Raw genomic sequence first — 292 nt, forward strand, 5'->3', positions numbered from 1 at the left:
ATTCGGTGCATCAGTATGAAAATTACGCTCTAAAATATTAGGGGCAATTCTACCGACTTTTCCTTTATAGGATTTATATTTCTTCATACGCGCAACACACTTTAATCCAAGCTCTTTCATAATGCGCTGAACTTTCTTGTGATTCACTTTCTGACCACGATTCGTTAATTCATCACGAATGCGACGGTAACCATAACGACCTTCATTTTCTTTACTAAATCATAATACGTACTCCGTGGAATACCAGCTAGCTCCACGAGTACCTTCACCGAATATTTATGCCTTAATTCAT

The 292-nt window shown here is 37.7% G+C and carries 1 pseudogene; it reads right to left on the reverse strand.

Annotation, left to right across the window (positions count from 1 at the left end):
• Positions 1-292: pseudogene (locus MR115_RS29735) on the reverse strand (IS3 family transposase); the annotation flags it as partial.

Source organism: Bacillus cereus group sp. BfR-BA-01309 (genome assembly GCF_022664315.1).
GTDB classification, from domain to species: domain Bacteria; phylum Bacillota; class Bacilli; order Bacillales; family Bacillaceae_G; genus Bacillus_A; species Bacillus_A mobilis.